The 25,702-nt window shown below is 41.5% G+C and carries 27 protein-coding genes; 2 read left to right on the top strand and 25 right to left on the bottom strand.

Annotated features, from left to right (window positions below):
* Nucleotides 1–130: 130 nt before the first annotated feature.
* From QL984_RS09190 to ccmA, 10 genes are read right to left on the bottom strand one after another with little or no spacing between them, the layout of a single operon-like run.
* Nucleotides 131–862 (bottom strand): VacJ family lipoprotein, encoded by a 732-nt coding sequence (locus tag QL984_RS09190; RefSeq protein ID WP_008112252.1) that lies wholly within the window; start codon nt 860–862, stop codon nt 131–133.
* 9 nt (nt 863–871) lie between these two features.
* On the bottom strand, nt 872–2,128 hold the full coding sequence (gene ccmI / locus QL984_RS09185) for a c-type cytochrome biogenesis protein CcmI (RefSeq protein WP_290172504.1): 1,257 nt from the start codon (nt 2,126–2,128) through the stop codon (nt 872–874).
* Nucleotides 2,129–2,590, bottom strand: coding sequence for a cytochrome c-type biogenesis protein (locus QL984_RS09180; RefSeq protein ID WP_013465536.1), 462 nt, complete (start codon nt 2,588–2,590; stop codon nt 2,129–2,131). It abuts the gene before it with no gap.
* Nucleotides 2,587–3,159 carry a DsbE family thiol:disulfide interchange protein gene (locus QL984_RS09175; RefSeq protein WP_013465537.1) on the bottom strand — a complete coding sequence of 191 codons (573 nt, stop codon included), beginning with the start codon at nt 3,157–3,159 and terminating at the stop codon, nt 2,587–2,589. Before QL984_RS09175 ends, QL984_RS09180 begins: the two co-directional genes overlap by 4 nt.
* Nucleotides 3,156–5,117, bottom strand: coding sequence for a heme lyase CcmF/NrfE family subunit (locus QL984_RS09170; RefSeq protein ID WP_290172502.1), 1,962 nt, complete (start codon nt 5,115–5,117; stop codon nt 3,156–3,158). Before QL984_RS09170 ends, QL984_RS09175 begins: the two co-directional genes overlap by 4 nt.
* 1 nt (nt 5,118) lies before the next feature.
* Nucleotides 5,119–5,598 (bottom strand): cytochrome c maturation protein CcmE, encoded by a 480-nt coding sequence (ccmE, locus tag QL984_RS09165; RefSeq protein ID WP_008465420.1) that lies wholly within the window; start codon nt 5,596–5,598, stop codon nt 5,119–5,121.
* Entirely contained in the window at nt 5,595–5,798 is a 204-nt protein-coding gene (gene ccmD / locus QL984_RS09160) for a heme exporter protein CcmD (protein ID WP_008112240.1), read from the bottom strand. The genes ccmE and ccmD overlap by 4 nt, the downstream gene beginning before the upstream one ends.
* 2 nt (nt 5,799–5,800) lie before the next feature.
* Entirely contained in the window at nt 5,801–6,538 is a 738-nt protein-coding gene (locus QL984_RS09155; protein ID WP_029609912.1) for a heme ABC transporter permease, read from the bottom strand.
* A 1-nt stretch (nt 6,539) separates the two neighbouring features.
* A complete protein-coding gene (gene ccmB, locus QL984_RS09150) occupies nt 6,540–7,226 on the bottom strand; it encodes a heme exporter protein CcmB (RefSeq protein WP_033104087.1) in 687 nt (228 codons plus the stop codon).
* Entirely contained in the window at nt 7,226–7,867 is a 642-nt protein-coding gene (gene ccmA / locus QL984_RS09145; protein ID WP_290172499.1) for a cytochrome c biogenesis heme-transporting ATPase CcmA, read from the bottom strand. The genes ccmB and ccmA overlap by 1 nt, the downstream gene beginning before the upstream one ends.
* A 92-nt stretch (nt 7,868–7,959) precedes the next feature.
* Here ccmA and QL984_RS09140 point away from each other — a divergent pair, with 92 nt between their 5' ends.
* Both QL984_RS09140 and QL984_RS09135 read left to right on the top strand, forming a co-directional pair.
* Nucleotides 7,960–10,125 (top strand): flagellar hook-length control protein FliK, encoded by a 2,166-nt coding sequence (locus QL984_RS09140; RefSeq protein WP_016899238.1) that lies wholly within the window; start codon nt 7,960–7,962, stop codon nt 10,123–10,125.
* Nucleotides 10,126–10,127: 2 nt separating this feature from the next.
* Entirely contained in the window at nt 10,128–10,436 is a 309-nt protein-coding gene (locus QL984_RS09135) for an EscU/YscU/HrcU family type III secretion system export apparatus switch protein (protein ID WP_010387940.1), read from the top strand.
* Nucleotides 10,437–10,463: 27 nt separating this feature from the next.
* On the opposite strand, the gene QL984_RS09130 is transcribed toward QL984_RS09135, so the two are convergent.
* From QL984_RS09130 to flhB, 15 genes are all read right to left on the bottom strand, one after another.
* Complete coding sequence (locus tag QL984_RS09130) at nt 10,464–10,865, bottom strand: DUF2802 domain-containing protein (RefSeq protein WP_008112228.1); 402 nt, start codon at nt 10,863–10,865, stop codon at nt 10,464–10,466.
* Nucleotides 10,866–10,883: 18 nt separating this feature from the next.
* Nucleotides 10,884–11,381: a chemotaxis protein CheW gene (locus QL984_RS09125; RefSeq protein ID WP_008112225.1), complete on the bottom strand. Its 498-nt coding sequence runs from the start codon at nt 11,379–11,381 to the stop codon at nt 10,884–10,886.
* A 21-nt stretch (nt 11,382–11,402) separates the two neighbouring features.
* Nucleotides 11,403–12,125 carry a chemotaxis protein CheW gene (locus QL984_RS09120; protein WP_008112224.1) on the bottom strand — a complete coding sequence of 241 codons (723 nt, stop codon included), beginning with the start codon at nt 12,123–12,125 and terminating at the stop codon, nt 11,403–11,405.
* 3 nt (nt 12,126–12,128) lie between these two features.
* On the bottom strand, nt 12,129–12,899 hold the full coding sequence (locus QL984_RS09115) for a ParA family protein (protein WP_008112222.1): 771 nt from the start codon (nt 12,897–12,899) through the stop codon (nt 12,129–12,131).
* 12 nt (nt 12,900–12,911) lie between these two features.
* Nucleotides 12,912–13,874: a flagellar motor protein MotB gene (locus QL984_RS09110; protein WP_290172496.1), complete on the bottom strand. Its 963-nt coding sequence runs from the start codon at nt 13,872–13,874 to the stop codon at nt 12,912–12,914.
* Between the two features lie 5 nt (nt 13,875–13,879).
* Entirely contained in the window at nt 13,880–14,644 is a 765-nt protein-coding gene (locus QL984_RS09105; protein ID WP_028833993.1) for a flagellar motor protein, read from the bottom strand.
* A complete protein-coding gene (locus QL984_RS09100; RefSeq protein WP_016899235.1) occupies nt 14,637–15,788 on the bottom strand; it encodes a chemotaxis response regulator protein-glutamate methylesterase in 1,152 nt (383 codons plus the stop codon). The genes QL984_RS09105 and QL984_RS09100 overlap by 8 nt, the downstream gene beginning before the upstream one ends.
* Nucleotides 15,789–15,841: 53 nt before the next feature.
* On the bottom strand, nt 15,842–18,058 hold the full coding sequence (locus QL984_RS09095; protein WP_013465548.1) for a chemotaxis protein CheA: 2,217 nt from the start codon (nt 18,056–18,058) through the stop codon (nt 15,842–15,844).
* A gap of 14 nt (nt 18,059–18,072) precedes the next feature.
* A complete protein-coding gene (locus QL984_RS09090) occupies nt 18,073–18,840 on the bottom strand; it encodes a protein phosphatase CheZ (protein ID WP_010387932.1) in 768 nt (255 codons plus the stop codon).
* A 16-nt stretch (nt 18,841–18,856) separates the two neighbouring features.
* Nucleotides 18,857–19,240, bottom strand: a complete 384-nt coding sequence (gene cheY / locus QL984_RS09085) for a chemotaxis response regulator CheY (protein ID WP_008112210.1) — start codon at nt 19,238–19,240, stop codon at nt 18,857–18,859.
* Nucleotides 19,241–19,280: 40 nt separating this feature from the next.
* Nucleotides 19,281–19,991, bottom strand: a complete 711-nt coding sequence (locus tag QL984_RS09080) for an RNA polymerase sigma factor FliA (RefSeq protein WP_008112209.1) — start codon at nt 19,989–19,991, stop codon at nt 19,281–19,283.
* A 26-nt stretch (nt 19,992–20,017) separates the two neighbouring features.
* Complete coding sequence (locus QL984_RS09075; protein ID WP_010387928.1) at nt 20,018–20,878, bottom strand: MinD/ParA family protein; 861 nt, start codon at nt 20,876–20,878, stop codon at nt 20,018–20,020.
* Nucleotides 20,871–22,361 (bottom strand): flagellar biosynthesis protein FlhF, encoded by a 1,491-nt coding sequence (gene flhF, locus QL984_RS09070; RefSeq protein WP_096038654.1) that lies wholly within the window; start codon nt 22,359–22,361, stop codon nt 20,871–20,873. The genes QL984_RS09075 and flhF overlap by 8 nt, the downstream gene beginning before the upstream one ends.
* A 21-nt stretch (nt 22,362–22,382) precedes the next feature.
* The gene (flhA, locus tag QL984_RS09065; protein ID WP_290172491.1) at nt 22,383–24,491 is read right to left on the bottom strand and encodes a flagellar biosynthesis protein FlhA; all 2,109 of its coding nucleotides are present in this window, start codon (nt 24,489–24,491) and stop codon (nt 22,383–22,385) included.
* A gap of 71 nt (nt 24,492–24,562) precedes the next feature.
* On the bottom strand, nt 24,563–25,693 hold the full coding sequence (gene flhB / locus QL984_RS09060) for a flagellar biosynthesis protein FlhB (RefSeq protein WP_013465550.1): 1,131 nt from the start codon (nt 25,691–25,693) through the stop codon (nt 24,563–24,565).
* Nucleotides 25,694–25,702 lie beyond the last annotated feature (9 nt).

Here is a 25,702-nt window from a genome sequence, read left to right as displayed (position 1 = left end):
TAGGTTACAAACCTCGCGCCGCGATTAAACCGCTCCTAGTTTGAACAAATTGTAATCCGCAAAGGTCAACAGACCCTAGTAATTAATAACTAAAAATAAAACGCCAGCATTTGCTGGCGTTTTATTTTTATTAAAGGCTTTCTAAGAAATCTTCGTCAAAATCTTCAGGCTCTTCTTTTATTGGCGGATTGCCATCGTAGAGTTCATATAACTGACGCTGAAAGTAAATGTCTTTAACAAACAGGTATGGGTCTAATGAATCATTTAATAAACCCTCTTGAGCCATTAAAGACGCCCTTGCCTCAACCGCCTTTAACGCAAACACTAAAATTGTTTGTGGTGTTGTCAGTGCAATTTTAGGTAAAACCACATTATCAACAACATCACCGGTTAAGTTGCGTGCAGTTGATGGCCCCATTGCAGGGATCATTAAATAGGCACCATCGCCTACTCCCCACACACCTAAGGTTTGGCCAAAATCTTCATCAGTTACTTCAAGCCCTAACGAACTTGCAACGTCAAATAAGCCAAACACCCCCACCGTAGAGTTCACTAAAAAGCGCGCAAAATTAATTCCGGCACTGCTTGGCTTTCCTTGCAGACCCGCATTAATAATATCAACCGGTGCTGTAATATTATCGGTAAAATGCACAATACTTCGACGCACAGGCTGTGGGGTTACTGTTATATAACCCACTGCCGCAGGCCTTAAAATATAAGCATCAAGTACGTCCATATTAAAGTCATAAATAGGTCTGTTTACACTTTGTATGGGATCGCGCTCATCATATTTACTCTCAGGCACTTGAGCACAACCCGATAACGTGAGTAAACATAATAAAAGTAAGCCTTGTTTTAACATCTCAAATCCTTAAGGTATTAATGTATCAATGTTCAGTTGCACTTGGCGCACCTCTTTAGAAGCAAGCACTTGAGAATGCCCTTCAAGCTCCCCAGTGCTTGGCATAACTGAATCATCATTAGAGATACGCGCAGAAATGATAATTTCACTCGCACTCGATAAGTTTAGCCCTGCCATCATGGCATTAGCATCGCTCAGCTCAACCGTAATTGGAAAGCTATAGTCTGTTAGTTTGACCACGGCTAAAGGCATCGGTGATCCCTTAGCCGCTTTAGCAAACACAAACAAAATACCGTTATTGGGCTGTTTATCTACAAGTTGGCCATCGATATCAACGGTAACTTGAATACTTTGAGCCGCTAACTGCTCGCCACTGGTTGCCACGTTTTGCTGAGCAATTTGTAGATCGATTTCGCTAATACGTTGGTTGATCATAGCATAGCGCGTATCAGACTCATCCATACTTGCAAGTAGCACCTCAAACGCTGCCTTTGCCTGTAGCCAGTCTTTTCTCTCAAAGGCGATTAGTGCAAGTAACGAAATCGCATCAAGGTTATTTGGTTGAGCTTGCAGTACTTTAGAAAGCATACCCGCTGCACGAGTCATGTTTTCTTCACTGCCCTCAAGTAATAGCACCTGAGAGTAGCTAACAAGCGCTTGCATATTATCAGGGTTTATTTTTAATGTTTTATCGAATGACTGTTTCGCCATATCAAATTCATTTAGCATTAAAGCAACACGCCCTAACAACATCCAAGCGACTTCATCATCACCGCTTTGACTTAACTTAGTACGCAGTGCTAGGGCAAACGCTTGTAACTCATTTTTAGTTAACGGCTCGCCCTTTTGCATTACGGCGCGCTGACCATAATCGGCCAAGTTATCCATTGCATCATGCCAAGCTGCAATTTGTTGCTGGCTGCCTGTCATTGCATAGAAAATACCTGCTAATGCAATTAAAAACGCCGCCCCTGTTAAAGCAAATATACGATTGTCACCACGGCTATTTAGTGACTTCTCCGGCGATAATTCATTAAGTAAACGGCGTTTTAATTCAATAATAGCTTCGCTGTGATTTTGCGAGTCTATACGTTGATTATCTAAATCTGCCTGTAATTCAACTAAACGCTGTTCATAAATGCTGATAAGCTGTGCATTGGCGTTATGGGTGATGGTTACTATGCGCTCTTTTTTTAAAAAAGGCACAATAATAAACAGCAATGCAATGAGTGTGAGTAAAGCAAAAGACGCCCACATTAAAATCATTTAACTTTGCTCCTGATGTTTATTTTGTTTAATCAGCTTATTGAGCATCACTTCATCAGCGTCACTCCAGGTTTGTTTTACCGACGCTTTACGTTGGCGAATCACAATAAAGCCAAACCCAATTATTACGATGAGTACCGGAAGTACCCACAGTATTAACGTGGCAGGTGTTACCGGTGGATCGTAATGAACAAAATAGCCATATCGATCAATCATGTAATCAATAACTTCATCTTTGGTTTTGCCATCTTTTACCAACGCCAGCACTCGCTCGCGCAAGTCTTTTGCGACAACGGCATCAGAGTCAGCAATATTCTGATTTTGACACTTCGGGCAACGTAATTCTTTTGTTAGCTCTTCAAAGCGAACAGCTTGCTCGTTGCTATCAAATTGATAACGGTCTTGCTGAGCAAACGCAGCTACACTAACAAACAAGCTAAGGGTTAATAAAAACAATCTCATGGCTGCAGCTCCTGCATAATAGGCGCAAACTTAGCACGCCAAACTCGAGGGTTTATATCACCAGTGTGATGTAACAAAATGGTGCCATTTTTATCTACTAAAAATGTCTCTGGTGCACCGGACACCCCTAAATCTAAAGACAATGAACGTTCTAAATCTAAAATATTAAATTGATAAGGGTCGCCCGCACGTGAAAGCATATTACTCACATCATCACGCAGCGCTTGCATATCAAATGGGCCATCAAAATCGGCGTCGTAACTTTGTACATAATACAAGCCGATAATTTTAACCCCTTGCTCGCGTAGCTTAGTTAAATAGCCAAGCTCAGCTAAACACGTCGGACACCATGTACCCCAAACGTTTAGCAAATACACGTCACCCTTTAGCTGCTCATCAGTCCAACGTTTATCGTCTTGCATTAAATCAGGTAAATTAAACGCAGGCACCGTTTGACCAATTCGCCCTGTTTGTATTTCCCGCGGGTTGGCAAACAACCCTTGGTATAAAAACACACAAATAAAGATAAAAATTAATAAAGGGGCAATTGCGATAAGTTTACGGTTCATACTGCCCCCTCTATTTCATCTTTTCGCGGTGAGGCGCGATAGCGCTTATCGAATAAAATCACAAAACCAGCGAGTGAGATCAGAATACCGCCAATCCACATCCAACGTACAAACGGTTTATGGTAAATGCGTAATGACCATGCCCCTTCACTTAGTTGCTCACCAAGCGCAAGATATAAATCACGAGTGAATCCGGCATCAATAGCGGCTTCGGTCATAAATTGCATACCAATATCGTAACGACGCTTTTCTGCATATAAACGCGTTACAGTGTCATTCTCTTTTAATACCGTCACGACACCAGCATGACCACTGTAGTTTGCACCACGAATAGTCTTCACACCTTCAAAGCGGTATTGATACTGGTTAAGCTGCACGATATCGCCTTGCTTCATCGATACATCACGCTCAACTGAATACGTCGAGGTGAGTGTAATGCCCGCTATAACAAAGGCTAAACCAACATGCCCCAGCACCATTGCCCAATAACTTAAACCTAAACGCTTTATGCCGAGTGTAAGCGAGCCATGAACCGCTGCTTTGGTATATAAATCAATAAAAGTGGCAATAAATATCCATACACCTAGCGTGGTTGCTAAAAGTGTTAATGGAGTCACTACCTCATAGCTACTAAATAACCACGCACAGGTAATGATAATACTGACTAATGCGCCTACAAATATTTTATTTTGTAAAAAAGCCCACTTATTTTGCTTCCAACGCAGGAAAGGTCCAATGCCCATTAAAATAGCAAATGGCACCAGTAAAATAGCAAACATTTTATTAAAGAAAGGTTCGCCAATTGAAATACTGCCTAGCCCCATTTCCTTGTGCACCATAGGTAATAATGTACCTAACAGTACAATTAATGTAGCAACCACTAAGAAAATATTGTTTAACCAAAGTGCCACTTCACGCGATACAAATTTATAACGCCCTTCACTTTTAACTTGTGAGACACGCAAGCCATATAATGCTAAACCGCCGCCAACAACTACGGCCAAAAAGCCAAGAATAAATAAGCCACGATCAGGGTCTGTTGCAAAGGCATGCACCGAAACAATAATTCCTGAGCGAACGATAAAGGTGCCTAGTAAACTTAATGAAAATGCCGCAATAGCCAGTAACACTGTCCATGATTTAAATACGCCACGTTTTTCAGTCACACTTAAAGAGTGCAGTAACGCGGTTGCGACTAACCATGGCATGAGTGATGCATTTTCAACAGGATCCCAGAACCACCAGCCGCCCCAGCCTAGCTCTGAATAGGCCCACCAACTACCTATAGTGATACCTAAGGTTAAAAAGCCCCATGCCGTCATTGTCCATGGGCGTGACCATTTTGCCCAGGTGTTATCAAGCTTGCCGGTTAACAACGCGGCAATAGCAAAGGCAAAAGCAACAGAAAGACCGACATACCCCATATAAAGTAATGGAGGGTGAATGATCATCCCCGGGTCTTGTAATAATGGATTTAAATCGCGTCCCTCAACAGGGAAATAGGGCAGTAAACGTTCAAACGGACTTGAAAGTAGCAAGGTGTACATCATAAATCCGACACCTAAAAAACCAAGCACACCTAATACGCGAGCACGAAGTACCCAAGGCAGTGACTTTGAACGCAAAGCAACAACGGCGGTCCAACCGGCCTGCATTAATAACCACAGTAAAATAGCGCCTTCATGGCCACCCCATGTTGAGGTTATTTTATAATACCAAGGCAAGGTGCTACTTGAGTGATACGCTACATAAGATACGGTAAAATCATCGGTTAAGCTGGCATAAATAAGCGCAGCAAAAGACAAAGCAACAAATGCAAACTGACCAATAGCAAGTGATGGCGCAGCGCGCATCAAACGAAGGTTTCCTGTGTGTGCACCCCAAAGTGGGAAAATACACAACAGAATACTCAGTACCATGGCCAATGTTAGGGAAAAATAACCAAGTTCTGGGATCATATTAGCTCCCACTATCTAAATTGTATTTTGGTTTCTCGTGCTTAATTCCTTTTACTGCCTCGGCAACCTCGGCTGGCATATATTCTTCATCATGTTTAGCCAGTACTTCAAACGCTTCAATGACGTTAGGTTCAACTAACACACCTTGTGCAACAATTCCTTGCCCTTCACGAAATAGATCAGGCAAAATTCCTTGATAACGCACCGTGACCAATGGGCCAGTATCAATCAACTTAAAGCTTACCTGTAAGCTTTGCTCATTTCTTTGCACTGTACCAGGGACAACCATACCGCCAATGCGGAGCTTTTGTCCTATATGAGGCTTTTCTTTATTCGGGCCTTTACCATCAATTAATTCACTGGGGGTGTAAAACAAATTAATGTTTTCTTGTAAGGCGTACAACACTAAACCAATTGATCCACCAATACCAAAGAGTACGGCAATAATAACCAAAAGGCGTTTTTTACGTCTAGGGTTCACGAGGTTTGCTCCTGCTTAGAATTTTTAATTCGAGTTTCACGCGCAATTTGCTGCTCTACCGACGCTAAAATTTGTTTTTTGTCGCGTAACGAGCTAAATAAAATGCCTAATAAAATTAATGCGCATGTACCAAAAGAAAGCCATACATAAAAGCCATAGCCTCCCATTGCAATAAAATCTGAAAACGAGTCAAACTGCATAATTACCCCTTAGTTAACAACTGTCGCACCCATGGGCGGTGCTTTTCACGGTGTAAAATTTCATTTTTAAGACGAATTAAAGTCACAGTACCAACAAACGCGGCAAAGGCTAAAATATTAATCATTAACGGCCAAAACATACTTGGATCTACCGCGTCGCGGTTAAACTTAGTGATGCTTGCCCCTTGATGCAGGGTATTCCACCATTCCACCGAAAAGTGAATGATAGGCAAGTTAATAACCCCAACAATAGCTAAAATAGACGCGGCGCGACCGGCTGATTTTTTATCTTCAAAGGCATGGTACAAAGACAACACCCCTAGATATAAAAATAACAAAATGAGTTCAGAGGTCAGTCGTGCATCCCATACCCACCAAGCACCCCACATAGGTTTACCCCACGCAGCACCGGTAATTAAGGCTATTGCGGTCATGCAGGCACCTACGGGTGCTATTGCAATCACCGCAAGCTCTGCATTGCGTAATTGCCATACAAGCGCAACAATGGCTGCAATCGCCATTGATGAATAGGCGCCCATAGATAAAATAGCGGAGGGCACGTGAATAAAAATAATACGGTAACTGTCTTTTTGTTGGTAATCGGCAGGAGCAAAACCTAATCCCCATACCCAACCGACAATCATACTAATAACCGTTACTACTGCAAAATATGGCAGTAGAGTATTGCATAATTGATATGCTCGCTCTGCTTTCGCATACGGATGTAACCACTTCCACATATTAACTTACACTCACTTTTAATGCTGATGATATGGCAATTGGCGCACTGATAGTCGCAACGACTAACATCGCACCAAGGATTGCAAGCTGACCACTGTAATCCAGCGACATAGTACTGGTATCAATAGCGGAAGTTGCAAAAATTAAAACCGGAATATACAAAGGCAAAACGAGCAGACTCATTAAAATGCCGCCTTTTTGTAATCCCACAGTCAAGCCCGCCCCTATTGCGCCTATGAAGCTCAATAAAGGCGTGCCCAATAATAGCGTTAATAACGTAGCCATTAGGGCCGTCGTATCTAAATTTAGTAGTAAAGCAAATAAAGGAGTCATTAGCACTAACGGGAGGCCGGTGATCACCCAGTGTGCGGCTACTTTGCCCAGCACCGTTAATGATAAGGGGTATGACGAAGCAATGAGCTGCTCCAAAGAGCCGTCGTGGTAATCATCTCTAAACAGTTTATCAAGGCCAAGCATGGTCGATAATAAAGCCGCCACCCAAATAATGCCCGGTGCCATCCTTGATAACAAGCCTGGCTCAGGCCCTATGGCTAATGGAAACAATGAGATAACAATTAAAAAAAACAAGATAGGATTAACTATTTCAGCGCGCTGACGAAAAGCGAGCTTAACGTCTTTGCTAAATACCGCGACAAATAACTGCCAATATGAATGCTGTCGTGTCATTAGTGGCGGTACTCCAAAGTCAACGTTTGTAAGTCACTAAAGTGGGTGGTTAAATCTTGGTGTGTTGTTAACAAAATAGCGCCCCCCTTTGATAAGTGCTCAGTAAAACGTTGCTGTAAAAAGGCAACCCCGCTTTTATCTAGCGCCGTGAAAGGTTCATCTAAAATCCATAACTTCGCTTCAGATAACCATAATCGAACGAGTGCCACCCGCCGCTGTTGACCCGCAGATAACATTCTTACAGGCACATCTTCCAGCCCCACTAAACCTAACTTACTTAATAAAGGGTATAAGTCAGGAGTATCAACATAACCATTAATAGCCAACCAATGTGCTACATTTTCAAGTGCACTAAGTTGTAAGTTAACACCGGTTTTATGGCCTATAAATAATAAGTCTCTGGCATATTCGTCATAATATTTTTTGATAGATTGATTTAGGTATAAAATATCACCTTCATCCGGCAGCGAAAAACCAGCAATAATGCGCAATAATGATGTTTTACCAGCCCCATTAGGGCCAGCTAACTGCATGATTTGACCGCTTTTAAGGCTAAAATTAAGTTCATCAAACAAACAACGCTCTTGCTTGATACAAGTAACGGACTTAATGTGTAACAAGATGACGATTCTCTCTGCCAAAAATTAGCCGTAAGTCTACCATAATGATAGGGTAATACGAATATTGCTTTAGAATCGATTTACTTAAAATAAAGAAAACTTGATATAAAATAATGAATACACCAACGCACATCACATTGTCTAACCCACAGGTTAGTAATCAAACAACTGATTCAGGTAAGGCTGCGTTAGCAACACTGCCACCTGAAGTGCTGGCGGCAAAAAATATTCAGTTTTCTAAAGATTCAGTCACGCTTGATGTGTTTATGAATAAGCATTGGCAAACGATTCGCCTTGGGACAACTGAGACATTCACAAACGTTGAAAAAATAGCTAGCGCTAACATACAGTTAAGTGCAGATGGTAAAAACTTAACCATCATCCCTAACAATACAACTTTAACAATTAAACAACCGGCTCAGTTGCAACGATTTTTAAATTTTATAAACACCCAAAGTGATATTCAAAACAGTCCACTATCACTTCAGGTGGTATTACAACCAACACCAAAGTTGGTCATTGAAAAATTTAATGCCAGTATTGCTATTAATAAACACGTTGCACAATTACTCGCAGATGAGCCTTTAATAAAGGGGATGATTGAAACGGATAGCAAAGGTACACGACTTAATATTATTAACCGTTTTGCTGATATAGTGCATTCACAGCCAATAAACCAAGCCAAACTAACACAGTTGCTTGCCAGTAATTTAACCCCTGCTCAGCTTCATGCTATGCCTAAGTTTGCGGTATTAAGCCCAAACTCTTTTAAAGACTCATTAACTATTAACCTAAGTCATCGACAATTAAGTGAACTACCTACCATCCCGACTAAGGTAAACATTACTCACCAAGCAGATAAATTACTGATCAAAACCGCTTATCATAATATGACTGTGAGCCTTAAAAACTCATTTAGTAAGCCGTTTAATGAGATGCTCTCTTTGCAACAGTCGCAAGGCCTAATTGATCCCTCGCCAAGTAAACAGCATCCGCTCAGCACGATAAACAGTCCCATACAATCATGGTTAAAAAGCAGTTTTGCTGATTTTAAAACACGTATTTTAGATGCGGTAAAGTACTTTGAAAGCAAGCCATTTACGACCTCGGTAAGCTCATCTCAAAAACCAGAATTTACTGGCAATGATCAGCAAAAATGGCTCACCTCAATGCAAAAAATTGACATCACACAATTAAAAAACGTGTCAAATTTAGCGCCGCCCCTAATGCAATTTACCCAGCAAATAAAATCAAGCGTTTCTATGTGGCAACAACAACCGTTAGTAGCACACACTTTATCTCCTTTAGTGAGTCCTTTTTCATCCCCACCAACTAACGCAGTTACATTTGGTCAGAGCTTACAGCCTTTAGAAAAACTCTTATTAGCGACGGTTATAAAACACAGTCCAATCACCTCAATAGAAAAAAAAGATGCGACCAACCAAATAATAAGCAGCCAACTTAATACCATTACAAGCAAACTGACTGATCAAGGAACCGATTTAAACCGTTTAGTTAATCAGGCTTTTAATCGCATGTTGTCAGATACTAATTTACACCCAGCAACCATACAGCGCGAAATACTCAGCACCATAAAGCCCACACAACTTCAAAACGACATTTTACAGAGCTCGTTTAATAGAGGTGTTGAACAGCTTTCATTAAGCATTTTAGCCGCGCCTATCATTAACCAAAATCCAAGTGCAGTGAGTATTAATAATCAAACGGGTTTAGAAGCTTTACTGCAGGTTTTATTACCGACGTTTAAAGTGGGTAATAGCGCCAATAAATTGTTGGAACAATTACAGCAACCACAAGTACAAGCATTAGCAGGTGAATTAACCCAAATTAAGAACGCATTAAGCCAAGTACAAACACCCGCTATTAGTCAACAACCTGACACAAACGCCTTAGTGCAATTTTTATTACCGATGAAGCTGCCTGCTGAAGCGGCGCAAACAGAAATAACTTTAGGGCAGTATAAAAAGCACAGTAGCGGTAAACTAGCGGATAAAAATGTCTGGTTTGTTAGGCTCAACTTTGATTATGCCGAGCTGGGTAAGCTACAAATAATCGCAGAACTCATGGATAAAGCTTTAGATTGTCAGTTGTTAGCCTCAACCCAAGCGGTGAGCGCTTTAGCTCATCCACATCTTGATAATTTACGCTCAAAACTGGCAAAACAAGGCTTACAAGTGGGTGAGCTTAAACTAAAACGAGCGGATGATAACCATCAAGCATTTTACCAATCGCATGCCATTATTAATATTAAGGTTTAGCCATGACTGAGTCATCAAAAAGCAATTCAGCAATTGGACTACTCTACGAGGCGGGACATTCACCCATTGTAAGTGCTAAAGGGTTTGGTGAACTGGCGGATGAAATTATTGCCCTAGCCAAAGAAAAAGGAATTTTAATCCATCAAGATGAAGCACTTGCAAATACACTATCGAAACTAGACCTCGCAGAAGAGATCCCCAAAGAGTTGTACTTTGTTATTGCTGAGCTCATTGCGTTTTCATACGTGGTTAGAGGAAAGTTTCCGCCTGGTTGGCAAGACTTTCAGGGAAAGCTAAATATAAAAGCATAACGCAGTGTTATAAAAGCAAAAAAGGCGCTAAGCGCCTTTTTGTTTGTGTAATGAAAACAACAGTTCAGCCTCGGCGCGGGGTAATTCACATTCGCGAATAACCTCATCTAAATCAGCACCTAACTCAACCATTTTTACTGCACGAGAGTATATTTTAGCATCGGGGTCATCGTATTTTTGAGCTGCTTGTTGCTGTATCAGCTCTTGGTTTTGTTGTTCTACCTCAAGCACACGCTTACCAATACTCAGTAAACCGGTTCGCAACTCAGACACTTCGCTACGTAAAATATTAATCTGCTCTGATGAATCTTTAAACTGCTGTAATTGCGCGCCAAGCTCACTCGCATAGCGCTTTTTAAACATCACAATTAAAAGCAGCGAGAATAGTCCAAAAACTAAACCCGCAATAGCAATACCAAGTAATAACATAGTTTTATGTAGAGAAGCTTATATATCGCTTAACTCATCCCATTCGTCATCACTAAGTAGTTTATTTAAATCAACCAGAATAAGTAACTCATTGTCGCGGTTACATACACCTTGAATAAATTTAGCACTTTCCTCTGTACCTACATTTGGCGCACTGTCAATTTCAGAGCTACGTAGGTAAACAACCTCAGAAACGCTATCGGCTAAAATGCCAATCACTTGCTCTTCTGCTTCAATAATTAAAATACGTGAATTATCCGTCGCTTCAATATCAGGTAAACCAAAACGAGAGCGAGTATCAATAACGGTAACAACATTACCACGTAAGTTAATAATACCAATCACATACGAAGGCGCACCTGGTACAGGAGCAATCTCGGTGTAACGCAGTATTTCTTGCACTTGCATTACATTTACGCCATAAGTTTCATCTTCTAGCTTGAACGTAACCCACTGCAAAATCTCATCATTATTATCTGCATTTTTCTTAGCTGACAGTAATTTATCTTCACTCATGCTCTTACCTCGTAATGGTCATTACTTGTGACGGCTATCTAAGCCTTTCTCTAATAGTGCGTTTAAATTATTAACATCTATTAAAGCACACATTTTTTCTTTAATTACTCCAGCAAGCCATGGGCGCTTACTGTTATTTGTACGCCATTTTACATCTTCTTTACTCAATGTAATGTTATTTATTAGTTTTTCTGCTAATAAACCCCATTGGCTATCACCTAAAGTGATGAGATATTGATAATTTAAAGATGCCTCTAACTGCTCATCGTACTTTTCAGGCATAACCCAGCGAGCGGTATCAACAACATTGAGCTTTTCTTCTCGGTTGATCATAACCCCTTTAAACCACTTAGGCTTGCCAAATAAATGATTTACTTCTCCAAGCTCATGAATGCCACCTAAGGCTTTTAGCGGCACCGCTAAAGTAAGCCCTGCCACTTCAAAAAACAGCGCTTGAAACTCACCATCAAAGTAGTCAGCTTCACCACCTACAACCACCTCTTGCTCAGGCACGACGTGTTGCTCTTGGTGGGTGTCAATTTCTACATTCGATACTTGCTTATTGAGCTTTTCAACTTCAACAACAGGCTCAACTATTACTGGTTGTTCTTTTTGCTCTTCATACGTTACCTGCTCAAGCAGTTTAGCAACAGGCTCAAGGTCTTTTGTTGGTTCGTCATCAGATAATAACGCCCCTAAGTACTGAGTGACTACTTTTTCATTAGCAAATAATTGCTTACTCATTTATTAACCTTGTTTTATTAAATATTTAAGTAATGCTTTATAAGCATAGACTCCACGCGCATTTGGGCAAAAATCTACCGGTACTTTTTGCGCTAAACTTGCATCTCTAAATTTAGTATCAACAGGAATAACGCCTGGCCATACTTTTTCTTTATACGTTTCTTGTAGTGTTTTATAGGCCTCAAGCGATGCTTTGGTTCGTTTATCATACATAGTTGGAATTATAGTATATTCATAGCTTTTCGCTTGAGAGGTTTGCATTAATTCCATAGTACGCATCATTCTATCGAGCCCTTTAAGCGCCAAGAACTCAGTTTGCACCGGCACTAACACTCTTTCACAGGCGGCAAGCGCATTGACCATCAGCACACCTAAAACAGGTGGGCAATCTAAAATTGCATAATCGTAATACTCGCTAATTTTAGCCAGTGTTTTTTTTAAAATCAGGCCCATTCCCGTTTTATTACCCATGCTACGGTCAAGTGTCGCGATCGCCATAGTTGCAGGTAAAATATCAAGGTTTTCAATTGTTGAGGGGCATAATGCTTGCAGTATTTCTTCACTTTTCATACTCGAGCCGCGAGTAAAAATATCGTAAACACTGACCTCTAAATCTTCTGAATCAATACCAAAGTAATAGGTTAGTGAAGCATGAGGATCTGTATCAATCAATAACACGCGCTTGCCTTGAAGCGCAAGGATCCCTGCAAGGCTAACCGCTGTAGTGGTTTTGCCTACTCCCCCTTTTTGATTGGCTACTGTCCAAACTTTCACATTACATCCTAATTACTGTTCGTTGCGCGTGGTAACACGGATGCCACCATGCGGTAAACGGATTATTTTTATTGTATCGTCTTGGGCAGGTAGCTCAATTTCTGGCTGACTTTGCTCTGATACTGAAATTGATGATCTCGTTTGTTCATCAGAGGGCTCTGGTGCTAAACCATATTTAGAAAGTGCAATCACGACTTTACGGTTTTCAGCACGCCCAGCTTCGGTATCATTATCGGCAAAGGGCGAGTATTGACCATACCCCTCAATGGCCATGCGCGCGGATTCAATGCCCAAACGCTCTAGTTCAACTAATATTGAGGTTGCACGCGCCACTGATAACTCCCAATTAGAACGAAATATTTCATTTCGTATGGTTTCGTTATCTGTATACCCGCGTACTCTTATATAGTTATCGACTGATGCGATGATTGCTTCAATTTTTTTTACAATCTCTTTGGCCTTGTTATGTGCAACAGCACTACCACTGGCAAACAACAATCCGGAATTGAGCTCAATAACCAACCAGTCTTGGCTTAGTTCTAAGCTAGCCTCGCCACTGCGTATCTCATCAATCAGCGACGATTGTAATTTAGCCAATAAACTATCCAGCGGCTTACCTAAGTGGCGTTGACTAATATTGCTATTGTCACTTTGACCATCGAGTAACATTGGGCCTTGCTCTTGCTCTTGAATACTTTCGCCATAGAGTATTTCAGCCTCAGGGGTCACCCTTTCAAGCAATAAAGCATCACCATTTACCCCGTTACCCTGCTGAGAATATTGTTTTGCAGACTTATCAAAAACATGCTCAAGAGAATCAGATAAAACCTTGATGTTGTCTTCTTTGTTTATCGCAATTGCATACAATACAACAAAAAATGCAAACATTATGGTCATATAATCCGCATAAGAAACTAACCAACGCTCAGTATGTTGGCTCTTTAATTGGTGATGACGTAAGCGACGGCGTAACATAGGCGCTAATGGGCCTGTAAAATTGGACGTTCAACGCGGTAGGCTTCAAGCTTTAGTTCAATATTAATAGGGCTCTCACCTTGGCTAATAGCAATTACACCTTCCGCTAACATTTCGTGATAAAGCATCTTTTGTTCAACCCGTTGCTTTAGCTTATTGGCCATAGGTAAAAATAATAAATTAGCCAAACCAACACCATATATAGTTGCAATGAACGCGGTGGCAATACCCGTTCCTAACTGCTCAGGATCGTTAATAAATGACATGGCTTGAATAAGCCCAAGTACCGCACCTAAAATACCAATAGTTGGGCTATACCCACCCATTGCTTCATATACCCGGCTAGCCTCAAGTAATCGTTCTCGCTCAAGTAATAAGTCAATCTCGAGGGTATCGCGTAGTTTTTGCTCTGAACAGCCATCAACTAATAAACTCAGTCCTTTGGCAGCATAGGGATCTGAATGCGCAAGTGCTTCGTTTTCTAATGCTAAATAGCCTTCTTGACGGGCTTTATGCGACCAGCGTTTTACTTGCTCAATCGCATCTTCAATATCATGGTCGTCGGTAACAAAAACCCAATGAGTAATACTAAGCATTTTTTTAAATGTATTGGCTGATGTTTGTAGCATCACCGCACCTAATGTACCGCCTAATACAATAATTAGTGCAGGCCCATTAAACAGCGCAGATACCACACCTCCCTCTAAAGAATAACCGATTGCAATAGCACCTAATGCAACCAGTAATCCTAAAACAGAAAGCTTATCCACAGCCAACCTCTCTTTTTAAACGTGCAGCCACATCATGAAGGCTAATGCTTTCGCTCGCTAAACCTGCACTGGCTATCGCCTGAGGCATACCATAGACAACACAGCTTTTTTCATCCTGAGCCCAAATTGTAGCGCCAGTTTGCTTAAGCATGCGAGCACCATCACGACCATCTGCACCCATGCCTGTCAAAATAATGGCAAGCACATCACCTTGATACGCTTTGGCCGCACTGGCAAAGGTAATATCAACACTTGGTTTATAGTTTACTCGTTCATTTTTATCTTCAAACACACGAAGGGTTCTATTAGAGCCACGTCCTTCTACCATCATTTGCTGGCCACCTGGCGCTAAATAAGCGCACCCAGGTTGTAATCTATCGCCTTGCTGCGCTTCTTTTACTTTAATCTTACACAAGCCATCTAAGCGAGTAGCAAAGGCCGGGGTAAATGCAGCAGGCATATGCTGTATGAGTAAAATAGGGTGTGGAAAATTAGCAGGTAATTGCGTCAAAATAGTTTGCAGTGCAACTGGCCCACCTGTGGATGTACCAATAGCAACTAACTGATACTGCTTACCACTGGCACGCGCTGAGGCACTGCTGTTATTAGGTGCAGGACTCGCATTATTAAAGCTACGATCAGGTTGAACTATCGGCTTTTTAGCAAGGTTAGAAAAGCGTTCAGAACTGTTTGACGCTGGTTTACTAATACTTGGAGATGGGGCCGTTCTCGTAATTCTTCCAATACGCTGGCGGCCTATTTCCTTAACCTTATTTTGCAATAACTTAATTGCATCATCGTTATTGCGAGCAATATCTTCAAACTTTTTAGGTAAAAAGTCCATCGCCCCAGCATCAAGCGCATCCAAAGTGGCAGATGCCCCTGCTCGTGTTAACGATGAAAACATTAAAATAGGTGTTGGATTACTCGCCATGATCTCTTTCACAGCACTAATACCATCCAGCACCGGCATTTCAACATCCATGGTGATAACATCAGGACGTAACTGAGCTGTTTTTTCGACGGCCTCTCGGCCATTTACAGCAAAGCCTATTACCTCAATGCCGCTGTCTTGTTCAAGAATTTCACTCACTCTGCGGCGAAAAAAGCTTGAATCATCAACTACTAAAACTTTAACAGCCATTTCGCTCTCTTATTCAATGAATGGGTAGGCATAAAGTTTATACCTACTTTTTATTATCCAGCGTAATGCTTTAGCATACTCGGTACATCTAATATCAGTGCAATTCCACCATCAGAGGTAATAGTCGCACCCGCCATACCCGGCGTACCTTGCAATAATGCATCTAGAGGCTTGATCACCACTTCTTCTTGACCTATTAGTGAATCAACAACGAACCCTACTTTTTGAGTCCCTATTTGCACAATAACGACATGCCCTTGTGCTTTTCGCTGACCTCTATCAGCGCCTTTTATAAGCCAATGTTCAAGGTAGAATAATGGAATCGACTTTTTACGAACAATAATCGTTAGCTGGCCATCAACCACATTAGTTTTTGTTAAATCTAAGTGGAATATTTCACTTACACCCGCTAGCGGCAAGGCAAAGGTTTGCTCTCCCACCACCACCATTAAGGTAGGTAATATCGCAAGTGTTAGTGGAACTTTGATTTCTAAAGTAGTCCCTACGCCCATTTCTGATTTTATGTTAACCGAGCCATTGAGCTGAGTGATTTTTGTTTTAACCACATCCATACCAACACCACGGCCAGAAATATCTGAGATTTCTTCTTTGGTTGAAAATCCAGGTGCAAAAATAAGGTTATAAGCTTCAGTATCAGAAAGACGACTCGCTTGGTCGTGATCAAGCACCCCTTTACTAATCGCAATCTTTTTAAGCTTTTCAGCATCCATACCGGCACCATCATCTTGGATGGTAAGTAGAATATGATCACCCTGTTGCGAAGCTGATAAAGTCACCGTACCTGTTCTAGGTTTACCCGATGCTTCACGAATATCGGGCATTTCAATACCATGGTCGACCGAGTTGCGAACCAAATGCACCAATGGATCGGCCAATGCTTCCACTAAATTTTTATCTAAATCGGTGTCTTCACCGACAAGTAATAAATTAATATCTTTTTTAAGTGTTCGTGCTAAGTCACGTACAACACGAGGAAAACGGCCAAATACTTTTTTAATTGGCTGCATTCGTGTTTGCATTACTGCACCTTGGATATCAGCAGTCACAACATCTAAGTTGGAAATAGCTTTACCCATAGCCTCGCTATCAGAATTAGTCGCCAAACTCACTAAGCGATTTCGCACAAGTACTAACTCGCCCACCATGTTCATTATTTGGTCTAGGCGTTTGGTATCAACACGTACTGTTGTTTCTGCCGGTGGAGGCGCTGCTTTTTTAGGCGGCGCAGCTTTAGCTGCTTGTGCCGCAGGAGCAGGCTTAGCTGGCTCTGGTTTAGGCTGTGGCTTAGCTGCAGCAACTGGTTCTGGCTTTTTAGCTGCCACTGGTTCTGGTTTACTTACAGGAGCCGGTGTTTCTATCGACTTAGGTGCACCTTTACCATGAAGTTCATCAAGTAACGCTTCAAACTCGTCGTCACTTATTTCATCATCGCCCGAGCTTTGCTCGTTACTTGGTGGAGCCACAGGGGCTGATGGTGTTTGTTGTGGTGTACTTGCGGTTGCTTGGCTCACTTCGCCAAAGCTGCCTACACCATGAAGTTCATCCAATAAGCTGTCAAACTCATCGTCAGTTATATCACCACTGACATCATTGTCACTTGATGATGATTGTTTTTCTTGTGGGGCTTGCCCTTTTCCATGAAGTTCATCAAGTAGGCTTTCGAATTCGTCTTCGGTTATTTCATCAATCTGAGACTCAGTACTGCTGCTATCTGGGCCGCTAAATAATTCATCAAAAGCAAACGGGTCTTCTTCAGCATCGTTGCTCGGTTGCTCTGCAACTGGTTCGGGCTCTACCGATGGGGTTTCGACAGGAGCTATATCTTCAACCACAGAATCGCCGGCAAGCTCTTCTGCTGTCGGTGGCTGTCCAAGTTTGTGAAGTACTGCAAGTAATTCTGGATCAGCAGGCTCTGGCTGGTCACGATTTTTAATCGTGGCAAACATTTCATTAATGGTATCCAGTGCTTGTAAAATCACATCCATTAATTCAGAGTTAACTGTTCTTACACCTTGGCGCAGTAAATCAAACACATTTTCAGCACCATGACATGCATCAACAAGCTCTGTCATAGCCAAAAAGCCAGCGCCACCCTTTACAGTGTGGAAACCGCGAAATATTGCGTTTAGTAGCTCAGTATCATCTGGGTTGTTTTCCAGTTCTACTAACTGTTCAGATAAAAGCTCAAGGATTTCTCCGGCCTCTACTAAAAAGTCTTGTAAAATATCTTCATCGACTTCAAAGCTCATGCAGTACTCTCCTATTAGAAGCCCAAACTTGATAATAGATCATCAACTTCATCTTGATCAGATACAACATCATTACGCGTTTCTTTATCAATAATAGGCCCTTCGGGACCTGCTAGTGTTTGTGCAACAATGGGATCTTCTATTTTTTCTGGTTGTTCAGTTGGTTCAACCTCACCACCTTGCGCTGCAAATGCAGTCAACAGGTGAATTAAACTTTCTTCAACTTCACGGACAAGTTCAATAACACGGCGAATAACCTGACCGGTTAAATCTTGATAGTCTTGAGCCATCAGCACATTAGTCATCAGCATTTGTAACTCATCGGTTTTGTGATGAGAACTGCTCATAAACTTATCAATACTATGACAAAGTGATTTAAACTCACCAAGCTCTATTTCGCGGTTCATTAAACGATCCCACGTTGGCTTGATATCAGCTATTTCGTCAGCGATTTCTTGTGCTAATGGTAAGCTTGCTTCAACCGCATCCATTGTCTTATTGGCTGCGTTTTCTGTCATTTCCATGACATAGTTAAGGCGTTTTTTTGCGTCAGGGATGGCATCAGTGGTAATGTCTGTTAAACGCGTGTCTAACTCGAAACTTTTTAAAGCTTCGTGCAGTTGACGCGTCAACTTACCCACCTCAGCAAATAACTGTGATTGCTCTTGTGAAGCTGTTTCTAAAATTAACTGATTCGCTTTATCTTGCTCACCATTTTCTAAAAAAACAACTAACTGGCGAGCTTGTTCTAAAGTAATCTGAGGCGCAGCAGGTGCTGACATAAGCCTCTCCCTCTCATTAACCTAAGCGTTCGAACACTTTTTCTAATTTAGTTTTCAATGTACCTGCAGTAAATGGTTTAACAATATAACCATTAACACCTGCTTGGGCCGCAGCAATTATTTGTTCTTTTTTAGCTTCTGCTGTAACCATTAAAACAGGAATATGCTTTAATTTTTCATCAGCTCGAATTGCCCTCAAAAGATCAATACCTTGCATGCCTGGCATATTCCAATCTGTTACAACAAAATCAAACGCTTGATTTTGCAACATAGGCAAAGCAGTTGACCCGTCATCTGCTTCTTGAACATTGGTAAAACCTAAATCGCGCAACAGGTTTTTAATAATACGTCTCATTGTTGAGAAATCATCAACAACAAGAATTTTAATGTTTTTATCCAAAACATCCTCCAGTGAGGCCTGAACCTTTATTTACTTACTTCTAGTTTATCCAGTCATTGATTTTTGCTTTAAGCTTAATCATCGCCTGACCATGTATCTGACTTACACGCGATTCACTTACATCGAGTATATGCCCAATTTCTTTTAAATTCATCTCATCGTTATAGTACAAAGAAAGCACCATTGCATCTTTTTCCGGTAACGACTTTATTGCACTGAGTAAAGACTCATTAAACCGTTCATTTTTAACATTATTGAACGGTTTGTCTAGTGCTAAATCTTGGCCATGAGGTGTAATCACATCGTCATCTATACCAAGGTCTTCAATACCTAACACTTTGCTTACATTTACATCGTTTAAAATATGATGGTACTCATTTAGCGAAATTTCAAGTTTTTCAGCAACTTCACTATCTTTAGGTTCACGGTTTAAACTGTTCTCAAGCGCAACAATAGTCTCTGCAACCAAACGGCTTTTTCTGTGAACTGAACGTGGAACCCAATCGCCTCGGCGCATTTCGTCTATCATCGCACCACGAATACGAATACCGGCAAAGGTTTCAAAGCTTGCGCCTTTGCTCGCATCAAAGTTTTTTGAAGCTTCAATTAAACCAATCATACCCGATTGAATTAAATCATCTAGCTGCACACTGGCCGGTAAACGAGCAATTAAATGGCACGCCACTTTTTTGACTAATGAGGCATGCTTTTCAACAATCATATTTAAATTTTGTGTTGACTGATATCCCATAGCTCTATTCACCGGTATTGTCATTGTTAGTTACTAACTAGTTTCTCAATGAAAAACTCTAAATGACCCGAGGCTTGACTAGGTGTTGGCCACTTAGCAATTTTTGTAGCCAGTGTTTTAAAAGCAATTGCAGCAGGCGACCCAGGAAAAACCTCAACAATTACTTTTTGGCGGCGCGTTGATTTGCGCATATTTTCATCATATGGAACCGTTGCAACCAACTCCATTGATATATCTAAAAATCGGTCGGTAACCTTTGAAAGTTTTGCAAACAATTCCTGCCCTTCGCGTAAACTACGCACCATATTGGCAACAATTTTAAATTTATAAACGCCGTGCTCACGGCTAAGTACTTTAATTAAAGCATAGGCATCGGTAATTGATGTAGGCTCATCACATACCACCACAACCACATCTTGCGCTGCGCGAGAAAAACTCAGCACCATATCGGAAATACCCGCAGCGGTATCAACAATTAAAATATCAAAGTCGGTGTTAAGTTCACTAAATGCACGAATAAGTCCAGCGTGCTCTGAGGGTGATAACTCAACCATACTTTGCGAACCCGATGTTGCAGGCACTATTTTTATGCCTGCGGGACCTTCGACTAAAATATCATCAAGTTCACATTCGCCCGATAAAACATGAGATAAATTACGCTCAACGCGCAGTCCAAGCATCACATCACAATTCGCTAATCCTAAATCAGCATCTAGTACAAGCACACGTTTGCCTTGTTGGCCTAACGCGATTGCCGTGTTAAGGGATACGTTCGTTTTACCCACTCCACCTTTGCCGCCGGTGACAGCGATAACTTTTACGCCGTTATTATTATTCTTGCTCATTTTGCGAAGGCCGCTTGCTTGATCTAAAACTGTGTTAATCATACATCTCTACTGTGCTCGACGCCACTGATTGGTGTCGTGATTGTTGTGCTTTTATTCTTTTTAAATACAATTGCTCAGCTTTTTTTACTAGTTTTTCGGCATTTGCCACTCTAATATCTTCTGGTACTCGCTGACCGTTAGTAAGATACCCTATTGGGAGACGATTTTGAATCGCAATACTAATAATCTCACCTAAACTCAATGACTCATCAAGTTTAGTAAAAATACATCCGCTTAGCTGTACTTTTTTAAAGTGCCTTACTGTTTCTTGTAATACATTAATTTGCGCCGTCGCACTTAATACTAAATAACTACGTATATCAACACGCTGATTACGCATCAAGGTGTTTAACTGCTCGGTTAAGCGTAAATCACGTTGACTCATTCCCGCTGTATCAATTAAGACTAGACGTTTATTTCGTAAATGGTATAAAACTTCTGCTAATTCATTTGCATCTTTAACTTGTTTAACGCCACAACCTATAATACGACCATACGTTGCTAGCTGCTCATAAGCACCAATACGGTAGGTATCGGTAGTAATAAGCGCTACTTTATCGGCACCGTATTTTTGTGCACCCAATGCTGCCAGTTTTGCAACTGTGGTGGTTTTACCCACGCCAGTAGGTCCGACTAACGCAAAAACACCGCCTTGGCGAAGTATTTCGTTGTTCGTGGTTTGCATTTGATCTTCAACCATGTTCAATAAAGCTTTCCAGCCTTGTTGGCGAGACACATCGTCTGGTACAAAACATGCCATTTGCTCAGCAACATTTTTTTCTATCCCCATACCGACTAAGCGGTCAATCATACATGCACGGGTCGGATCGCGACGTGCCATATCTTGCTGCATTAAACCTGATACTTGGTGCTCTAATAGTTGACGAATTGCGTTCATTTCTTCACGCATTGTGCTGATGTCACTGGATTCTTTATGCATTGTTTGCTGACGCGGTGCGCTAGGTGAATCTAAATCGTCAAAGCCACTGTCTAAGTCGTCGAAACCTAAGCTATCGGCTTGGGTACGAGGGCGCACTGGCGCGCTTTGTTCACGTTCAAACATATTTTTAGGTCGTGATTGCACAGGCTCTTGTTCTTGATAGTGACCAGAAGTGTCAATGCCAGAGTGTGAAAACATTGAAGCAAGCTCTGCTGAACGAGGACGTGGAGACTGACGCTCTAGTAAAGCTTGTAAGCTATCTGCAACCTTTGCCTGTGGCTTAGGTTGAGCGCGTTGCGGTTCTGGTTTAACAAAATTATGTGAACTTTGCTCAGTATGTGCAAATGAAGCTCTTGCAGCAGGTTGGCTTTGAGGCTGCTCTGGCGCTTTTGTCGCTGCTTTGTCGTAATCAACTGCAGCAACAATTTCAACGCCATTAGCTAGTTTTTTATTTGACATAATAACCGCATCAACACCCAACTCTTCTTTTACTTCTTTTAGTGCAGTGCGCATGTCTTTAGCAAAAAAACGTTTAATTTTCATAATTCAAACCCCTTTAAAATCTTATTGTTGGCCTACAGAGCTGACAATCTTGATCTGTCTTTCATCTGGTATCTCTTGATAAGACATCACTCGCAATCCAGGAATGGTGTATTTAACAAATCGAGATAACACAGTGCGTAACATTCCTGACGTTAGCAATATTGAAGGTTCACCGGCCATTTCTTGATTTTGATGCGCTTCATTCAATGATGTTTGAAGTCTATCAGCAAGCCCTGGTTCTATTCCGGCACCTTCATCACCTGCATTTTGAAGTGACTGATGCAACATCTGTTCCAACTCAGGCGCCAAGGTTATGACAGGGATTTCAGAAGACATACCAACGGCATCTTGAACGATTAATCTACGCAGTGATATTCGCACTGCAGCCGTTAATACATCTGGGTCTTGGCTACGAGGGCCATACTCAACAAGGGTTTGAACAATTGAGCGCATATCTCGTATTGCTACCCCTTCGTTTAATAAATTTTGTAGTACTTTCACGATGGTGGTCAGCGGTAATACCTCAGGTACAAGTCCTTCAACTAAGCGAGGGTGACTCTTACCTAACATATCTAATAAGTTTTGTACTTCTTCATGTCCGAGTAATAATGCGGCGCTATTGGTGAGTAACTGGCTAATATGGGTTGCCACCACGGTAGCCGAATCAACCACGGTGTAACCTAAAGACTGTGCTTCATCTTTTTGATCAGGTTTTATCCAAACTGCATCTAAACCAAACGCAGGATCTTTAGTTTCAATTCCTTTTAGCGGGCCAAATACTTGGCCTGGGTTAATCGCTAATTCGTCACCATGTTTAAGCTCACCCTCACCACTTGATACACCCATCATGGTTATGCGGTATGCATTTGGGTCGAGTTCTAGATTATCGCGTATATGCACCGGCGGCACTAAAAAGCCTAGCTCTTGAGATAGTTTTTTACGCACTCCTTTAATACGGTTTAACAGCTCGCCACCTTGTGATTGGTCAACGAGAGGAATGAGTCGGTAACCGACTTCTAGACCAATAACATCAACTTGTTGAACATCATCCCAACCCAGTTCTTTTTGCTCTTGTTTAGCCGCAATTCCGGTACCTGAGGCCGCATTTTCGGCTTCTTCTGCTTCTGCAGCGGCTAATTTAAGTTTATTTTGCTGAGTATAGTATGCAAGGTAACCTAAAAACGCCCCTAAGCTTAAAAATGCAAGGTGTGGCATACCTGGGACTAAGCCCATCGTAATAAGGATACCTGAGGCAATAAATAACGACTTTTCGTTACCTAATTGCTTCTTAAACTGATCGCCCATGTTGTGCGATTCATTTTGACGGGTTACAACAATTGCAGTACCAATTGAAAGTAGTAATGAAGGTAATTGCGCGACTAAGCCATCACCAATGGTCAATAGTGTGTACACTTCCATAGCGCGTGAAAAACTTAAGTCATGTTGGATCATGCCAACAAATAAGCCACCCACAATATTGATCACTAAAATGACTATGCCAGCAATAGCATCGCCTTTTACAAATTTACTAGCACCATCCATAGAACCATAAAAGTCAGCTTCACGGGTTACTTCCTCACGACGTTCTCTGGCTTGCTCGGCACTGATAAAACCGGCATTCATATCTGCATCTATGGCCATTTGCTTACCTGGCATAGCATCTAGAGTAAAACGCGCTGATACTTCTGAAATACGACCAGCACCTTTGGTGATTACCACAAAGTTAATGATGATCAGAATTAAAAACACCACCAAGCCCACGGCGTAGTTACCACCGATTACCACTGAACCAAATGCTTCAATGACTTTACCAGCAGCATCCCCACCGTTATGACCCTCAAGCAGTACCACCCGGGTACTGGCCACATTGAGTGCTAAGCGCATTATGGTTGCAATTAACAGCACGGCTGGGAACATACCAAACTCAAGCGGCTTCATGGTGTATACAGTGACCAGTAATACAACTAACGCAAGCGCGATATTAAACGAAAATAATATATCAAGCAGGAATGGAGGCAGCGGTAAAATAACCATGCCCAGCGCAGCCAACACCAAAAGCGGTGTACCAACGCCCTTCGCATATTCTTTTTTATCTTTATTAAGTTGTTGTAATACCGCTTTAAATTCCATAACTCTACAATTTCAAAAAATTGACACTACGCTGAAATTGCAATAACTATTCCAAGTTAGTTGGTTAGCAGTTAATACTTAAATTCATCGGGGATAGGCAGCTTTTTATTAAGGGCAACAGGGCGTTTTCCACGGCCTTTTTTAAACCGTTTAAGCTGAAACACATAAGCAAGCACTTGAGCAACCGCAGTAAATAGCTGATCGGGGATTTGCTCACCCACTTCTGCAGTATGATAAAGCGCTCGGGTTAAAGTTGGAGACTCAACAATAGGCACTTCATTACCCAATGCAATTTTACGAATTTGCATGGCGAGCTCATCCACACCTTTGGCTAATACAATAGGCGCGCCTGCTCGCTCTGTATCGTATTTTAAAGCTACGGAATAGTGAGTAGGGTTGGTAACAATAACATCGGCGTCTGGCACATCCTGCATCATTCTCTTTTGCGACATTTGACGTTGGGTTTGCCTTATGCGCGCTTTAATCTGCGGATCACCTTCTGAGTTTTTATATTCGTCTTTTACCTCTTGCATAGTCATTTTAAGCTGTTTGTTATGACTATAGCTTTGAAATGGGGCGTCAATAGCAGCAATAATAATTAAGGTGCAAGACATGCCTAAAAACATCCACGCTAAAATTTCCAAAGCATGAACAATATTGCCAGGCGCACTTTCTATACTTAAATGTAAGATTTCATCAAAAAACGTATTAATTAAAAAAATAGCAAATGCGGCCACCAAGCCAAACTTTAATAATGACTTAAGCAATTCTATAGCCGCTTGTGGACCAAACATGCGGGTAAAGCCTTTCATTGGCGACATTTTACTGGCTTTGGGCGCAGCTGCTTGCCAACTAAAATTAAAGCCGCCAAGCATGGTATTACCGATAAATGCAGCCAATACAATAATGAGTACAAACATCGACATAGGAAATAACAGTACGTCGGCCACCTCTCCCCATACGGCAAACATTTTGGTGGTGTCGTAGGTTTCATTGCGGTTAAGACTCAGCATTCTTCCCATAATGCGGTACAAGCCTTTGCCAATTTCAGGCCCATACATTAATAAGGAAATAGCAGAAAAAATAAGCACAAACATGGTACCTAACTCTTTAGAACGCGCTATTTGGCCTTTCTTTTTAGCATCATCAACTTTTTTTGGGGTGGGTTCTTCGGTTTTTTCTTGTCCGGAATCTTCAGCCATTACGCTCTC

The organism is Pseudoalteromonas sp. APC 3495 (assembly GCF_030407645.1).
In the GTDB taxonomy this organism is placed as follows: domain Bacteria; phylum Pseudomonadota; class Gammaproteobacteria; order Enterobacterales; family Alteromonadaceae; genus Pseudoalteromonas; species Pseudoalteromonas tetraodonis.
The sequence above is the reverse complement of the archived record's forward strand: the minus strand, read 5'-3'. Positions and strand labels throughout refer to the sequence as shown.

Bases quoted from the DNA above. Each gene is read 5' to 3' on its own strand.
- QL984_RS09155 (WP_029609912.1), bottom strand. From the start codon at position 6,538: ATGTGGAAGTGGTTACATCCGTATGCGAAAGCAGAGCGAGCATATCAA.
- QL984_RS09135 (WP_010387940.1), top strand. From the start codon at position 10,128: ATGACTGAGTCATCAAAAAGCAATTCAGCAATTGGACTACTCTACGAG.
- QL984_RS09130 (WP_008112228.1), bottom strand. From the start codon at position 10,865: ATGTTATTACTTGGTATTGCTATTGCGGGTTTAGTTTTTGGACTATTC.
- QL984_RS09180 (WP_013465536.1), bottom strand. From the start codon at position 2,590: ATGAGATTGTTTTTATTAACCCTTAGCTTGTTTGTTAGTGTAGCTGCG.
- QL984_RS09175 (WP_013465537.1), bottom strand. From the start codon at position 3,159: ATGAACCGTAAACTTATCGCAATTGCCCCTTTATTAATTTTTATCTTT.
- QL984_RS09110 (WP_290172496.1), bottom strand. From the start codon at position 13,874: ATGTTACGCCGTCGCTTACGTCATCACCAATTAAAGAGCCAACATACT.
- QL984_RS09100 (WP_016899235.1), bottom strand. From the start codon at position 15,788: ATGGCTGTTAAAGTTTTAGTAGTTGATGATTCAAGCTTTTTTCGCCGC.
- ccmD (WP_008112240.1), bottom strand. From the start codon at position 5,798: ATGCAGTTTGACTCGTTTTCAGATTTTATTGCAATGGGAGGCTATGGC.
- QL984_RS09190 (WP_008112252.1), bottom strand. From the start codon at position 862: ATGTTAAAACAAGGCTTACTTTTATTATGTTTACTCACGTTATCGGGT.
- QL984_RS09170 (WP_290172502.1), bottom strand. From the start codon at position 5,117: ATGATCCCAGAACTTGGTTATTTTTCCCTAACATTGGCCATGGTACTG.
- flhA (WP_290172491.1), bottom strand. From the start codon at position 24,491: ATGGAATTTAAAGCGGTATTACAACAACTTAATAAAGATAAAAAAGAA.
- QL984_RS09080 (WP_008112209.1), bottom strand. From the start codon at position 19,991: ATGGGATATCAGTCAACACAAAATTTAAATATGATTGTTGAAAAGCAT.
- flhB (WP_013465550.1), bottom strand. From the start codon at position 25,693: ATGGCTGAAGATTCCGGACAAGAAAAAACCGAAGAACCCACCCCAAAA.
- ccmB (WP_033104087.1), bottom strand. From the start codon at position 7,226: ATGACACGACAGCATTCATATTGGCAGTTATTTGTCGCGGTATTTAGC.
- QL984_RS09090 (WP_010387932.1), bottom strand. From the start codon at position 18,840: ATGTCAGCACCTGCTGCGCCTCAGATTACTTTAGAACAAGCTCGCCAG.
- QL984_RS09120 (WP_008112224.1), bottom strand. From the start codon at position 12,125: ATGAGTAAGCAATTATTTGCTAATGAAAAAGTAGTCACTCAGTACTTA.
- QL984_RS09125 (WP_008112225.1), bottom strand. From the start codon at position 11,381: ATGAGTGAAGATAAATTACTGTCAGCTAAGAAAAATGCAGATAATAAT.
- QL984_RS09140 (WP_016899238.1), top strand. From the start codon at position 7,960: ATGAATACACCAACGCACATCACATTGTCTAACCCACAGGTTAGTAAT.
- QL984_RS09075 (WP_010387928.1), bottom strand. From the start codon at position 20,878: ATGATTAACACAGTTTTAGATCAAGCAAGCGGCCTTCGCAAAATGAGC.
- flhF (WP_096038654.1), bottom strand. From the start codon at position 22,361: ATGAAAATTAAACGTTTTTTTGCTAAAGACATGCGCACTGCACTAAAA.
- QL984_RS09095 (WP_013465548.1), bottom strand. From the start codon at position 18,058: ATGAGCTTTGAAGTCGATGAAGATATTTTACAAGACTTTTTAGTAGAG.
- ccmI (WP_290172504.1), bottom strand. From the start codon at position 2,128: ATGATTTTAATGTGGGCGTCTTTTGCTTTACTCACACTCATTGCATTG.